The organism is Curtobacterium sp. AG1037 (genome assembly GCF_003349855.1).
Taxonomy (GTDB): domain Bacteria; phylum Actinomycetota; class Actinomycetes; order Actinomycetales; family Microbacteriaceae; genus Curtobacterium; species Curtobacterium citreum.
This window is the reverse complement of sequence record NZ_QQAO01000009.1, coordinates 117,985-130,534: the sequence shown is the minus strand read 5'-3', so window position 1 is coordinate 130,534 and position 12,550 is coordinate 117,985. Positions and strand designations below refer to the sequence as shown.

The following is a 12,550-nucleotide window of genomic DNA, read 5'->3' as shown; positions in this document are numbered from 1 at the left end:
CGCCCGGGTAGGCTTGCCGCATGAGTTCCCGCGGCAGCTACCGGACCGCCCTGACGTACGGCGCCGTGGGCGCGACCCAGGCGGCGGACCTCATGACCTACCCGCCCGAGGGCTTCGTCCCGGCGGAGTCACGGGCCCGGATCGGGCACGGCGACCAGCGCTTCGAGACCGCCGTCACACAGACGCTGTCCTGGCAGATCCAGGAGCGCAGCGGCATCCGGGTGCGCGTCGAGGACCAGCCCGACGACGACGAGGTGCGGTACAACCCGGTCACCTTCGACGAGCGGGGCGTGCCGATCGCACCGGCATCGATCGGGACGCCGCGCGTCGAGAAGTTCGCGGCCGACGGCACGCCGCTGCTGACCGCCGGCACGACGGCCACGCTCGAGATGCACGCGTTCGGCCAGACCGTGCACGCGCCGGTCCGGGTCGTGTCGATCATCGACGAGACCGACCGCAAGGGCTTCGCCTACGGCACCCTCGAGGGGCATCCGCTGTCCGGCGAGGAGTCGTTCGTGGTCGAGCGCACCGCCGACGGGTCGGTGTGGCTGCAGGTCCGGCAGTTCTCGCAGCCGGCGAGCCCGAAGTGGCGCTTCCTGGCGCCGCTGCTCAAGCGGCAGCAGAAGGTCATGGCGGCGAAGTACCTCGAGGCGCTGCGCGGCGACTGACGCTCCGCTCCGCGCCGGATGCGTTACCGCAGCGGGGGGAGCGCGGCGATCGCGTCCTCGATCAGCCCGGCGTCCTGCACGCAGTCCCGCGCGACCGTGACGGCGTTGGTCGCGCGGAGGGCGTCGACGTCGTAGACCCCGGTCGCGACGGCGAGGAACGGGATGCCAGCGGTGTCCGCGGCCTCCCCGTCCCGCGGCGTGTCCCCGACGATCACGGCGCGGGTGCCCGCCAGTGCGGCGGCGGCCCTGGAGGTCACGCCGGAGCGGTCGACCTCCTCGTCACCGAAGAACGAGTGCTCCCAGTCGAAGGCCTCCACGGCGAACCCGGCGCCGGCGAGCTTCACGCGCGCCCGGTGCTCGGAGTTGCCGGTGAGCAGCCCGTTCCGCCAGCCGAGGGCGGCGAACCGCTGCACGAGCGCGGTCGCCCCCGGCGCGGGCGAACGACGGTCACCCCGCCGGTGCCGCTCGTCGGTCAGGTCCCGCAGGTGCCCGGTGACGGTGGGGATGAGCGCGTCGTCGAGGTGGTGCGCCCGGACGTGCTCGGCGATGAGTCCCGCGTCGGTGCGCCCGTGCTGGTGTCCGACGCGCAGGGCGAGGTCGCGACCGACGGCCCGTTCGAGCGCGAGGTGGTACAGGTTGCCGGGCGAGACGGCGTTCAACACGAGGGTGCCGTCGATGTCCCACAGCACCGTGGTGGGGACGGTGTGGTGCTCCATGCCCTCCATCATGACCGACAATGGAGTCCATGCCGAGTGCTCTGCCGATCGTCGACCCCGCGCCGTCGGACGGCCTGGTCACCCCCGGGCCCGGAGCGGGCGACGTCCCCTTCGGCGTGTACGTGCACGTGCCGTTCTGCCGGGTGCGCTGCGGCTACTGCGACTTCAACACCTACACGGCATCCGAGCTCCGCGGGGTCCGCCGCGACGACTACGCCGGCCACGCGGTGCAGGAGATCGCCTGGGCGGCCGAGGTGCTCGACCGCTCCGGTGTCCCGCGCCGACCGGTCTCCACGGTGTTCTTCGGCGGCGGTACCCCGACCATGCTCCCGGCGTCGGACCTGGCGATGATCCTGCGGGCGATCGACGACACGTGGGGGATCCTGCCCGGTGCAGAGGTCACGACCGAGGCGAACCCGGACTCCGTCGACGCGGACGCGATCGGCACCCTGCAGCGCGCGGGCTTCACGCGGATGAGCTACGGCATGCAGTCCGCGGTGCCGCACGTCCTCGCGACGCTCGACCGGACGCACGACCCCGAGCGCGTGCCCGTCGTCGTCGACCTCGCGAAGCAACACGGGCTCGACGTCTCGCTCGACCTCATCTACTCGACGCCCGGCGAGTCGCTGGACGACTGGCGGGCCTCGCTCGACGCGGCGCTGGCGTGCCGACCCGACCACGTCTCGGCCTACTCGCTCATTGTCGAGGACGGCACGGCGATGGGCCGCGCGGTGTCCCGCGGCGAGCTCCCGGCGCCGGACGACGACGTCGCCGCCGACATGTACGAGCTGGCGGACCGGGTCCTCGGCGACGCCGGCTACGCCTGGTACGAGGTCTCGAACTGGGCCAGTGCGGACGCGGACGGCGGTCCGGCGCAGCACGCGAGCCGGCACAACCTGTCGTACTGGAAGGGACACGACTGGTGGGGGATCGGACCGGGCGCGCACTCGGCCGTGGCCGGCACCCGCTGGTGGAACGTGAAGCACCCGGCCGCGTACGCGAACCGGGTGCTCGCAGGGGAGTCACCTGCAGCCGGCCGCGAGACGCTCGACGACGAGACCCGGTACGTCGAGCGCGTCCTGCTCGCCGCGCGGGTCCGCGGCGAGCTGACCACGGCGGAGCTCCGATCGTCGGCACGTGAGCGCGTCGCCGGGCTCATCGCGCGCGGACTCGTGGACGGTCCGGCCGCGGTGCAAGGTCGACTCGAGCTGACGCTCCAGGGCCGACTGCTCGCGGACGCAGTGGTCCGCGAGCTGCTCGAGTGACCTAGTTCTTGATGAACTCGATCGTGAGCGGGTACTTGTAGAGGTCGCCACGGTTGGCCGCGATCGCCGCCATGATCGCGAAGACGATGACGAGCACCCCGATGATCGGGAGCAGCACGAAGCCGATCAGCACGATGCAGAGCAGTCCCGAGACGATGTACGCGATGGCCGCCGTGATGTGGAAGTTCAGCGCCGTGCGGGTGTGCTCCTTGATGAACGACCCACGGTCGCGGAGCACCAGGTAGGCGATCAACGGCACGAGGAAGTTGAAGAAGATGCCGCCGACGTGCGTCAGGGTCGCCCACAGACGCTGGTCCTCCGGCGACATCGGCTGCGGGACCTGGTACCCCTGCGGGTACTGCGGTCCGCCGGGGTTCGCCGGCCCCCCGGGCTGCTGGTCGTAGGGCCCTCCGGGCTGCTGTCCGTAGCTCATGCCCAGAGCGTAGCGGGAGGGGCCCGCCCGGGTCCCGGTCCGTCGGCGGTCGGGCGTAGGATCAGCAGTCGAGACGTCCGAGTGCCAGCATCGAACGGAAGGGGTCCGGATGGTCAGCGAACGCTCCCTCGAGGTCCTCAAGGCCATCGTGCGGGACTACGTCGCGTCCCGAGAGCCCGTCGGTTCGAAGTCGATCGTCGACCGCCACGCCTTCGGGGTGAGCGCTGCGACGATCCGGAACGACATGGCCCTGCTCGAGGACGAACAGCTCATCGTGGCCCCGCACACCTCGTCCGGCCGGGTGCCGACCGACAAGGGGTACCGGGTCTTCGTCGACCACCTCGCAGCCGCCCGCCCGCTGTCCAGTGCGCAACGGCACGCGATCGAGACGTTCCTCGGCACCCCGAACGACCTCGACGAGGTGCTCGGGCGCACCGTCCGGCTGCTCAGCCAGCTCACGAACCAGGTCGCACTCGTCCAGTACCCGTCGATGGTGCGCGCCCGGGTGCAGCACATCGAACTCGTCCGGCTCGGCGACACCCGGCTCATGGTGGTGCTCATCACCGACACCGCCCGGGTCGAGCAGCGCGTCGTCGAGACCGACGTCGCGCTCGACGAAGCCGCGCTCGGCGAACTGCGCTCCGTGCTCAACGGTGCGTCCGTCGGGCTGCTCCTGCACGACGTGCCCCGAGCGCTCCGGGCGGTCCCGCAGCAGCTCCGCCCCGACGCCCAGACACTCGCCGGTGTCGTCGTCGCGACGCTCATCGAGCAGGTCGCGGCGAACCGTCAGGACCGCCTGGTGATGGCCGGGGCGGCGAACCTCGCGAAGAGCGAACGGGACTTCTCCGGCGGCCTGTTCCCCGTGCTCGAGGCGATCGAGGAGCAGGTCACGCTGCTCCGGCTGTTCGGCGAGATGCAGGTGGACGACGTCGCGGTCGCCGCGAGCATCGGCGCCGAGAACGCCGAGTACGGGCTCGACGCCACGAGCATCGTCGCCGGCGGCTACCTGGCCGGCGGTGGCGAGGTCGCGCGGCTCGGGGTGCTCGGGCCGACGCGGATGGACTACGGCACGAACATGGCCGCGGTGCGCGCCGTCGCTCGGTACCTGTCCAAGCTCCTGGGCGACCATTGACGGAGCCGGCCCCCGACGGGCGCACGACGCCCCGACCGGGTGATCCGTGCCTCCAGACCGACCTGACCGGCGGCGAACGCCGCACCGACCGAACCGACTGAGGGATACGTGGCAGACCACTACGACGTCCTCGGCGTCCAGCAGGACGCCTCCGATGCCGACATCAAGAAGGCGTACCGCCGGCTCGCGCGCGAGCTGCACCCGGACGTGAACCCGAGCCCGGACGCGGCCGAGCGCTTCAAGGACGTGACGCACGCGTACGACGTGCTGAGCGACCCCGAGCAGCGGCGGCGGTACGACGCCGGACCGCAGGCGGACAGCCCCTTCGGCGGCGGTGCCGGCGGGTTCAGCGACATCTTCGACGCGTTCTTCGGCGGCGGCGGTGGTGGCGGCCGGGGCAACGGCCCGCGCAGCCGCGCCGAGCGCGGCCAGGACGCCCTGCTGCGGATCGAGGTCGACCTCGACGAGGTCGTCTTCGGCACCCACAAGGACGTCGAGGTCGACACGGCCGTCGTCTGCGAGACCTGCAACGGTTCGTGCTGCGCACCGGGCACGAGCCCGCGCACGTGCGACATCTGCGGTGGCAGCGGCCACATCCAGCGCCAGGTCCGCTCGCTCCTCGGCAACGTGGTGACGAGCGCCCCGTGCGGCACCTGCCGCGGCTACGGCACCGTCATCCCGAGTCCCTGCCCGACCTGCCAGGGCCAGGGCCGCGTCCGTGCCCGACGCACGATCCCGGTCGACGTCCCCGCCGGCGTCGAGACCGGACTCCGGCTGCAGATGCCCGGTCAGGGCGAGGTCGGCCCGGCCGGCGGTCCCTCGGGCGACCTGTACCTCGAGGTGAAGGTCCGCCACCACGACGTCTTCAGCCGCGACGGCGACGACCTGCTCGCGACGCTCGAGGTCCAGATGACCGACGCGATCCTCGGCGCGCACACCACGATCGACGGTCTGGACGGGCCGGTCGAGCTCGAACTCCGCGCGGGCGTGCAGAGCGCGGACGTGCTCGTGATCAAGGACCGAGGCGTCACCAAGCTCCGTGGCAACGGTCGCGGTGACCTGCGCGTCGGCGTGCAGGTCGTCACCCCGACCAAGCTGTCGCACAAGGAACGCCAGCTCGTCGAGCAGCTCGCGAAGTCGCACAAGGCCGCGAAGCCGCAGCTCGCCCGGTTCCAGCAGGGCATGTTCGGCAAGCTGCGCGACCGCTTCCTGCACTTCTGATGGCGTCCCTGCACCTGGTCGACCCCGGCGCTCTCGACGGCGTCGGGGTCGGTGACACCGTCACGCTCGACGGACCCGAGGGCCGGCACGCCGTGTCGGTCGCGCGGGTCCGGGTCGGCGAGGCCCTGCGCATCGCCGACGGCCGCGGCACCGTGGTGGCCGGGACGGTCGCCTCGACGGGTCGCGACGAGCTGACGCTCGTCGTCGACGCCGTCACGGTCGAGTCGGCGTCCCGACCGGCGCTCGTGCTCGTGCAGGCGCTCGCGAAGGGCGGCCGTGACGAGATGGCGGTGCAGGCGGCGACCGAGATCGGGGTGGACCGCATCGTCCCGTGGGCAGCGGCGCGGAGCGTGTCCCGGTGGGACGGCGCGAAGGTCGAGAAGGGCCGGACCCGCTGGGCCGCGATCGCGCAGGAAGCCGCCAAGCAGGCCGTCCGGTCGCGCGTGCCCGAGGTGGACGCGCCGGTGACGACGGCGCAGCTGGCATCGTCGTCGGGTGTCGGCCCGTCGTCGGGTGTCGGCCCGTCGTCGGGTGTCGGCCCGTCGTCGGGTGTCGGCCAGGAGGTTCGGCGTGCGCTGGTCGTGCTGGACCCGGTGGGCGCGGTGCGGCTGTCGGCGTGGGAACCGCCGGCGGACGTCGACGAGATCGTCCTGGTGGTCGGCCCGGAGGGCGGGATCGACAGCGCCGAGTTCGACCGGCTCGAGCACGCCGGTGCGGTGCGGGTACGGCTCGGCGACACGGTGCTGCGCACCTCCACCGCGGGCCCGGCGGCCCTGGCCGTCCTCCAGACGCGGCTCGGACGCTGGTAGCGGTGGACCGGGAAGGCCCGGCGTCGGACCCGCGTTCTACGATGGACCAATGAGCACCAGCACCCCGAGCGTCTTCTCGAAGATCATCGCGCGCGAGATCCCCGCCACCGTCGTGGCCGAGGACGACCGCGTGATCGCGATCGAGGACATCGCGCCGCAGGCCCCGGTGCACGTGCTCGTGATCCCGAAGACCGAGCAGTACCGCGACGTCGGCGCCCTCGCCGCGGGCGACCCGGACCTGTTGGCCCACGTCGTCGCCACCGCCCAGCGCATCGCCGACGAGCGCGCGGGTGGGCAGTACCGACTCGTCTTCAACACCGGCGAAGCCGCCGGCCAGACCGTCTTCCACGTGCACGCGCACGTGCTCGCGGGCGAACTGCACGAAGGGAACCTCCTTGCCGGTTGACACGACCGCCCACCACGACGCCGAACCGTCGGACGTCACCGTCGACATCCAGGTCGACGGCATCGCGATGGTCCAGCTCCTCGGCCCCCAGGACCGCCTGCTCAAGACCGTCGAACGGCAGTACCCGGGCGTGCGGGTCCTGGTCCGCGGCAACGAGGTGACACTGACCGGCCCGGAGCGGGACGTCGCCCGCGCCCACGCGCTCGTCGACGAGCTCGTCGGGATGGTCCGGCGCGGCCAGGACATCGGGCCGTCCGACATCCCGGTCTCCGCACGGATGCTCGACGACGACCGCAAGCCCTCGGACACGTTCGGCACCCCGATCGTCTCGAGCCGCGGCAAGTCGGTGCGTCCGAAGACGGACGGGCAGCGTGCCTACGTCGACGCCATCGACGAGCACACCATCACGTTCGGCATCGGTCCGGCCGGTACCGGCAAGACCTACCTGGCGATGGCCAAGGCGGTCCAGGCCCTGCAGCGGCGCGAGGTGAACCGGATCATCCTGACCCGCCCCGCGGTCGAGGCCGGCGAGCGGCTCGGGTTCCTGCCGGGCACGCTGACCGACAAGATCGACCCCTACCTGCGCCCGCTGTACGACGCGCTGAACGAGATGATGGACCCGGAGCTGGTCCCGAAGCTCCTCGCCGCCGGCACGGTCGAGGTCGCTCCGCTCGCCTACATGCGCGGCCGGACGCTCAACGACTCGTTCGTGATCCTCGACGAGGCGCAGAACACCACGCCCGAGCAGATGAAGATGTTCCTGACGCGCCTGGGCTTCGGGTCGAAGATGGTCGTCACGGGCGACATCACCCAGGTCGACCTGCCCGGCAACCTGTCCGGGCTCCGGCTCGTGACGCGGATCCTCGGCGACGTCGAGGACATCCACTTCGCCCGGCTCGGCAGCGAGGACGTCGTCCGCCACACGCTCGTCGGCCGGATCGTCGACGCCTACACCGTCTACGACGAGGAACGTCTCGCCGAGCAGGCCGGACACCGCCCCGGCGGTCGGGGCACCGCGCCCGCCGGCAACCCCGCCGGAGCGAACCGCGCCGAGCGTCGGGGACGGCCGCCGCAGGACCGGCAGCAGTCCCCGTACCCCCAGAACGACGCCCGAGGAGGCAACCGGTGAGCATCGAGCTCAACAACGAGTCCGGCGTCGAGGTCGACGAGGCAGCCATCCAGCGCCTCGCCGCCTTCGCGCTCGACGCGATGCACGTCCACGCGGACGCGGAGCTCGCGATCGTGCTCGTCGACGAGGGCGCCATGGAGCAGCTCCACGTCCGGTGGATGGACGAGCCCGGCCCGACCGACGTGCTGAGCTTCCCGATGGACGAGCTGCGACCAGGGACCGAGGACGAGCCGACGCCCGCCGGACTCCTCGGGGACATCGTCGTCTGCCCGCAGGTCGCGGCGGAGCAGGCGAAGACCGCCGGGCACACGAGCACCGACGAGATGCTGCTCCTCACCTGCCACGGCATCCTGCACCTGCTCGGGTTCGACCACGCCGAGCCGGAGGAGAAGGCCGAGATGTTCGGACTCCAGGGCGAGATCCTCTCCGCGTTCGCCGCCCAGCAGCGCGGGCGGTGACCTGATGGTGCTCGTCGCCGTCCTGCTCGCGGTGGCGTTCGTGCTCGTCGTCGTCGGTGGTCTGCTGGCCGCGTCCGACGCAGCGCTCACGGTGCTGTCCCGCGCCGACCTCGACGAGATCGCGAAGGACAGCAGCCGCCGTCGGGCGATCGAGGCGATCGCGGACGACGTCGGCGCGCACGTCAACGCCCTGAACTTCGTCCGCGTCCTGGCCGAGACCGCCGCCGCGGTGCTCGTGACCATCGCACTCGTCACGGTGTTCGACACCTGGTGGGTGGCGCTCATCGTGTCCGCGGCGATCATGACCGCTGTCTCGTTCGTGCTCGTCGGGTCCAGTCCGCGCAGCGTCGGGCGGGCGCACGCCGAGCGCTTCATCGCCGCGACCGGCGGGCTCGTCCGCGGTGTCCGGATCGTGCTCGGTCCGCTCGCCGGGCTGCTCGTCGCGATCGGTGACCGGGTCACGCCCGGACGCGGTCGCAGCGCGTCGACGGTGTCGAGCGAGGAGCAGCTGCTGTCGCTCGTCGACGAAGCGACCGAGAGCAACGTGCTCGAGCAGGACGACCGGGAGCTCATCCACTCGGTCTTCGAGTTCAGCGACACCCTCGTGCGCGAGGTCATGGTGCCGCGCACCGACATGCTCACCGTCGACGGGGACGACACCCTCGCGGCCGGGATGGAGCAGTTCCTCGTCGCCGGGGTGTCGCGCATGCCCGTGACCGGCAAGGACAGCGACGACGTCCTCGGGGTGCTGTACCTGCGCGATGTGTCCCGCGCGCTGTACGAACGGCAGGGTGCGGGGCAGGAACCCGTGACGACGCTGCTGCGTCCGGCCGAGTTCGTGCCGGAGTCGAAGCACGCCGACGACACCCTCCGGCACATGCAGCTCGCGAAGAACCACCTGGTCCTGGTCGTCGACGAGTACGGCGGCGTCGCCGGGCTCGTCACGATGGAGGACCTCATCGAGGAGCTCGTCGGGGACATCTCCGACGAGTACGACCGCACCGTCGTCGACCGCACCGAGGTCGAGCCCGGCGTCTGGCGCATCGCGGCCCGGCTGCCGATCGACGAGCTCGGCGACCTGTTCGGCATCGAGCTCGAGGACGACGACGTCGACACCGCCGGCGGACTCCTCACCAAGGAACTCGGCCGACTGCCGGTGAGCGGCGAGCAGGTCAGCGTGTCCGGTCTGCTGCTCACCGCCGACCGGGTGGAGGGCAAGCGCCGCCACCTGGTCACCGTCCTCGCGGAGCGGACCGCCGCGCTGCAGGACGCCGAGGACGCCCTCGACGACACGACACCGACCACGACGGGAACCACGAACGCATGACCGACACCGAGACCGGACCGACCACCCCCGAGCGCCCCTACCGCGCCGGCTTCGTGTCGTTCGTCGGTCGCCCGAACGTCGGCAAGTCGACGCTCACCAACGCGCTCGTCGGCGAGAAGGTGGCGATCACGTCGTCGAAGCCGCAGACCACGCGGCGCGCGATCCGCGGCATCGTGCACCGACCCGACGGCCAGGTCATCATCGTCGACACCCCCGGCGTGCACCGGCCACGGACGCTCCTCGGCGAGCGACTGAACGACCTCGTGCAGTCCACGCTCGGCGACGTCGACGTGATCGGGTTCTGCGTGCCGGCGAACGAACCGATCGGCCCCGGCGACCGCTGGATCAACGAGTCGCTCGACCAGTACCCGCGCGCGAAGAAGATCGCGATCGTGACGAAGATCGACCGCACCGCGAAGGACACCGTGGGGGAGCAGCTCCTGGCGGTCTCGAAGCTGCGCGACTGGGACGCCATCGTCCCGACCTCGGGCACGAAGGGCCTGCAGCTCGAGGCGCTCCTCGGGGAGATCACCTCGCTGCTGCCCGAGTCGCCGCAGCTCTACGACGACGCGACCGTCACCGAGGAGACCGACGAGGACCGCATCGCCGAGCTCATCCGGGAAGCCGCGCTCGAGGGCGTCCGCGACGAGCTACCGCACTCGCTGGCCGTCGTGGTCGAGGACGTCGTGGAACCCGACGACGAGGACGACCCGGACGGGCCGCTGCGCATCTTCGCGAACCTGTTCGTCGAGCGGGACAGCCAGAAGGCGATCGTGATCGGCCGGGGCGGCGAGCGGCTCAAGGACGTCGGGTCGCGTGCCCGGGCCGAGATCGAGTCCCTGCTGGGCGGCCGGCACGTGTACCTGAACATCCGGGTGAAGGTCGCGAAGGAGTGGCAGCGCGACCCGAAGCAGCTCGGGCGCCTGGGGTTCTGACCCGCGTCATCCGCCGGACGGACGCGCTCGTGGCCGGCCGGACGTACCGTGGGGTGGTGTTCCGTCCCATGCTGCGCTCGCAGATCGTCACCGACGTCGTCACGGCGTCGGTGCTCGGGCTGCTCGTGCTCGTGGTGTCGACGCGCGGGGTGGACGGCCCGGTCAGCTGGCTGACGGTGGTCGGACTGACCGCCGCGCTGGCGTTCCGCCGACTCTCCCCGGGGCTCGCCCTCGGTATCGCATGGGTCTTCGCGGCGTTCCAGATGGTCACGGGCCAGACGCCGAGCATCGCGAACCTGTTCATCGCGCCGATCATGTACACGACGAGCGCGTACGGCAGTCCGCGGGTCCGGGGCCTCGGGCTGGCGTCCGCCATCGGCGGGTCGGTCACGGCCGCGCTCTACGAGGGGGTCACGGACTACGGGGTGCGGGTCGGCGAGGCCACGGCGACGACGCCGCTGCAGGAGTCCCTGCAGGTGACGATCTCGTTCTTCGCCGTCACGCTCCTGCTCCTCCTGCTGCCGTGGCTCGCCGGCCTCGTGGTCCGGACGCGCCGGTCCGCCAGCATGAGCCGCGAAGCGCAGCTCGTCGCCGAGCGGGACGCAGCCCGGGCCGACCGCGCCGTCGCCGTCGAGCAGGAGCGGGTCCGGATCGCCCGGGACATGCACGACATCGTGGCGCACTCGCTCGCGGTGGTGATCGCCCAGGCGGACGGGGCGCGGTACGCGCTCAAGGCCGACCCCGCGATCGCGGACCAGGCCCTCGGCACCATCTCGAGCACGGCGCGCGGAGCCCTCGGCGACGTCCGTGAGCTCCTCGGGGCACTCCGGCACGAGCAGGGGACCGCCCCGACGCCGGAGGTCGACGACATCGAGAAGCTCGTCGGCGAGATGCGCGACGTCGGGCTGGACGTCCGCGTCGACCGCGAGGGCGACCCCGGACGGCTCCCCACCACCACGCAGCTCGCGGTCTACCGCATCGTCCAGGAGAGCCTGACGAACGCGTGGAAGCACGGCCAGCCCGGAGCCCCCGTGCACGCGTCGCTGACGTACCGTCCGGACACCGTCGAGATCACCGTGGTGAACCGGCGCGCCGACGACGGCACCCGCGGCCCGGGCACCGGGCACGGGCTCGTCGGGATGCGCGAACGGGCGACGATGACCGGCGGCACGATGACCGCAGGACCCCGCGGCGACGACTTCACGGTGGCCGTCCGGATGCCCGCCGTCCCGGCCAGCGGGCAGATGCCCCGCGACCGGATCACCTCGACCCAGCAGGAGCGCACCACCCGATGACCACCACCGCGGCCACCGCCCCCCAGATCCGTGTCGCGCTCGTCGACGACCAGGCGCTCTTCCGCACGGGCATCCGGATGCTCGTCGACTCGCAGCCGGACCTCCTCTTCGTCGGCGAGGCGGGCGACGGAGCTGCGGGCGTCGAGCTCGTCCGCCGGACCCGGGCGGACGTCGTGCTCATGGACGTGCGGATGCCCGTGATGGACGGCATCACCGCGACGTCCCGCATCGTCGAGCAGGGTGGTCCGGACGCCGCGAAGGTGCTCGTCCTGACCACGTTCGACTTCGACGAGGCCGCGGCGAAGGCGATCCGCGCGGGGGCCAGCGGCTTCGTCCTCAAGGACGCCGACCCCGAGTTCCTGCTCGCCGCCGTCCGTACGGTGCACGCCGGCACGGCGGTGTTCGCCGCGTCGGCCACCCGCGAGCTCCTGCGCCGGTACGACGACACCGCCGGGCAGTCCGCGCCGGTCCCGCCGTCGTTCGCCGAGCTGACCCCGCGCGAGCGCGAGATCTTCGACCTCGCGGCCCGTGGGTTCAGCAACAGCGAGATCGCCCAGCACGAGTACGTCAGCGAGGCGACCGTGAAGACGCACATCTCGCGCGTGCTGACGAAGCTCGACCTCCGGGACCGCGTGCGGCTCGTGGTGTTCGCGCACGAGCACGGGCTGGTGCCGAAGGCGGAGTGACCGACCGTCATCCGACAGGATGACCCCTTCACAGGGAACCGAGCCGAACGGACGATCCACAGGAGACGAC

At 71.9% G+C, this 12,550-nt stretch carries 14 protein-coding genes; 12 read left to right on the top strand and 2 right to left on the bottom strand.

Going from position 1 to position 12,550, the window contains the following annotated elements:
- The first annotated feature begins 20 nt into the window (after nt 1-20).
- Nucleotides 21-668 carry a DUF1990 family protein gene (locus DEU32_RS13390; protein ID WP_114850977.1) on the top strand — a complete coding sequence of 216 codons (648 nt, stop codon included), beginning with the start codon at nt 21-23 and terminating at the stop codon, nt 666-668.
- Nucleotides 669-691: 23 nt separating this feature from the next.
- Here DEU32_RS13390 and DEU32_RS13385 read toward each other — a convergent pair whose 3' ends face one another.
- On the bottom strand, nt 692-1,384 hold the full coding sequence (locus tag DEU32_RS13385) for an HAD family hydrolase (RefSeq protein WP_181819296.1): 693 nt from the start codon (nt 1,382-1,384) through the stop codon (nt 692-694).
- A gap of 29 nt (nt 1,385-1,413) precedes the next feature.
- Here DEU32_RS13385 and hemW point away from each other — a divergent pair, with 29 nt between their 5' ends.
- A complete protein-coding gene (gene hemW / locus DEU32_RS13380) occupies nt 1,414-2,649 on the top strand; it encodes a radical SAM family heme chaperone HemW (protein WP_114851015.1) in 1,236 nt (411 codons plus the stop codon).
- A gap of 1 nt (nt 2,650) precedes the next feature.
- Here hemW and DEU32_RS13375 read toward each other — a convergent pair whose 3' ends face one another.
- On the bottom strand, nt 2,651-3,082 hold the full coding sequence (locus DEU32_RS13375; protein WP_258554877.1) for a DUF4870 domain-containing protein: 432 nt from the start codon (nt 3,080-3,082) through the stop codon (nt 2,651-2,653).
- Nucleotides 3,083-3,191: 109 nt separating this feature from the next.
- Between DEU32_RS13375 and hrcA the strand changes: the two genes are divergently transcribed.
- The 10 genes from hrcA to DEU32_RS13325 all read left to right on the top strand — a co-directional run bounded on the left by hrcA (nt 3,192) and on the right by DEU32_RS13325 (nt 12,480).
- Nucleotides 3,192-4,214 carry a heat-inducible transcriptional repressor HrcA gene (gene hrcA / locus DEU32_RS13370; RefSeq protein WP_114850975.1) on the top strand — a complete coding sequence of 341 codons (1,023 nt, stop codon included), beginning with the start codon at nt 3,192-3,194 and terminating at the stop codon, nt 4,212-4,214.
- Nucleotides 4,215-4,322: 108 nt separating this feature from the next.
- Nucleotides 4,323-5,435 carry a molecular chaperone DnaJ gene (dnaJ, locus tag DEU32_RS13365; protein ID WP_114850974.1) on the top strand — a complete coding sequence of 371 codons (1,113 nt, stop codon included), beginning with the start codon at nt 4,323-4,325 and terminating at the stop codon, nt 5,433-5,435.
- The gene (locus tag DEU32_RS13360) at nt 5,435-6,244 is read left to right on the top strand and encodes a 16S rRNA (uracil(1498)-N(3))-methyltransferase (protein ID WP_114850973.1); all 810 of its coding nucleotides are present in this window, start codon (nt 5,435-5,437) and stop codon (nt 6,242-6,244) included. Before dnaJ ends, DEU32_RS13360 begins: the two co-directional genes overlap by 1 nt.
- Before the next feature lie 49 nt (nt 6,245-6,293).
- Entirely contained in the window at nt 6,294-6,650 is a 357-nt protein-coding gene (locus DEU32_RS13355) for a histidine triad nucleotide-binding protein (RefSeq protein WP_058742449.1), read from the top strand.
- Nucleotides 6,651-6,717: 67 nt separating this feature from the next.
- Nucleotides 6,718-7,779 (top strand): PhoH family protein, encoded by a 1,062-nt coding sequence (locus DEU32_RS13350; RefSeq protein WP_229666903.1) that lies wholly within the window; start codon nt 6,718-6,720, stop codon nt 7,777-7,779.
- On the top strand, nt 7,776-8,237 hold the full coding sequence (ybeY, locus tag DEU32_RS13345) for an rRNA maturation RNase YbeY (RefSeq protein ID WP_058742447.1): 462 nt from the start codon (nt 7,776-7,778) through the stop codon (nt 8,235-8,237). Before DEU32_RS13350 ends, ybeY begins: the two co-directional genes overlap by 4 nt.
- A gap of 4 nt (nt 8,238-8,241) precedes the next feature.
- Entirely contained in the window at nt 8,242-9,564 is a 1,323-nt protein-coding gene (locus tag DEU32_RS13340) for a hemolysin family protein (protein ID WP_114850972.1), read from the top strand.
- Nucleotides 9,561-10,499: a GTPase Era gene (gene era / locus DEU32_RS13335; protein WP_058742445.1), complete on the top strand. Its 939-nt coding sequence runs from the start codon at nt 9,561-9,563 to the stop codon at nt 10,497-10,499. The genes DEU32_RS13340 and era overlap by 4 nt, the downstream gene beginning before the upstream one ends.
- A gap of 56 nt (nt 10,500-10,555) precedes the next feature.
- Nucleotides 10,556-11,794, top strand: a complete 1,239-nt coding sequence (locus tag DEU32_RS13330) for a sensor histidine kinase (protein ID WP_141861199.1) — start codon at nt 10,556-10,558, stop codon at nt 11,792-11,794.
- Nucleotides 11,791-12,480 (top strand): response regulator transcription factor, encoded by a 690-nt coding sequence (locus DEU32_RS13325; RefSeq protein ID WP_058742443.1) that lies wholly within the window; start codon nt 11,791-11,793, stop codon nt 12,478-12,480. Before DEU32_RS13330 ends, DEU32_RS13325 begins: the two co-directional genes overlap by 4 nt.
- The last annotated feature ends 70 nt before the right edge of the window (nt 12,481-12,550 follow it).

What these genes read in the sequence shown, in the direction of transcription:
- DEU32_RS13390 (WP_114850977.1), top strand. Translation starts at nt 21, where the DNA reads ATGAGTTCCCGCGGCAGCTACCGGACCGCCCTGACGTACGGCGCCGTG.
- DEU32_RS13385 (WP_181819296.1), bottom strand. Translation starts at nt 1,384, where the DNA reads ATGGAGCACCACACCGTCCCCACCACGGTGCTGTGGGACATCGACGGC.
- hemW (WP_114851015.1), top strand. Translation starts at nt 1,414, where the DNA reads ATGCCGAGTGCTCTGCCGATCGTCGACCCCGCGCCGTCGGACGGCCTG.
- DEU32_RS13375 (WP_258554877.1), bottom strand. Translation starts at nt 3,082, where the DNA reads ATGAGCTACGGACAGCAGCCCGGAGGGCCCTACGACCAGCAGCCCGGG.
- hrcA (WP_114850975.1), top strand. Translation starts at nt 3,192, where the DNA reads ATGGTCAGCGAACGCTCCCTCGAGGTCCTCAAGGCCATCGTGCGGGAC.
- DEU32_RS13360 (WP_114850973.1), top strand. Translation starts at nt 5,435, where the DNA reads ATGGCGTCCCTGCACCTGGTCGACCCCGGCGCTCTCGACGGCGTCGGG.
- DEU32_RS13355 (WP_058742449.1), top strand. Translation starts at nt 6,294, where the DNA reads ATGAGCACCAGCACCCCGAGCGTCTTCTCGAAGATCATCGCGCGCGAG.
- DEU32_RS13350 (WP_229666903.1), top strand. Translation starts at nt 6,718, where the DNA reads ATGGTCCAGCTCCTCGGCCCCCAGGACCGCCTGCTCAAGACCGTCGAA.
- DEU32_RS13340 (WP_114850972.1), top strand. Translation starts at nt 8,242, where the DNA reads ATGGTGCTCGTCGCCGTCCTGCTCGCGGTGGCGTTCGTGCTCGTCGTC.
- era (WP_058742445.1), top strand. Translation starts at nt 9,561, where the DNA reads ATGACCGACACCGAGACCGGACCGACCACCCCCGAGCGCCCCTACCGC.
- DEU32_RS13325 (WP_058742443.1), top strand. Translation starts at nt 11,791, where the DNA reads ATGACCACCACCGCGGCCACCGCCCCCCAGATCCGTGTCGCGCTCGTC.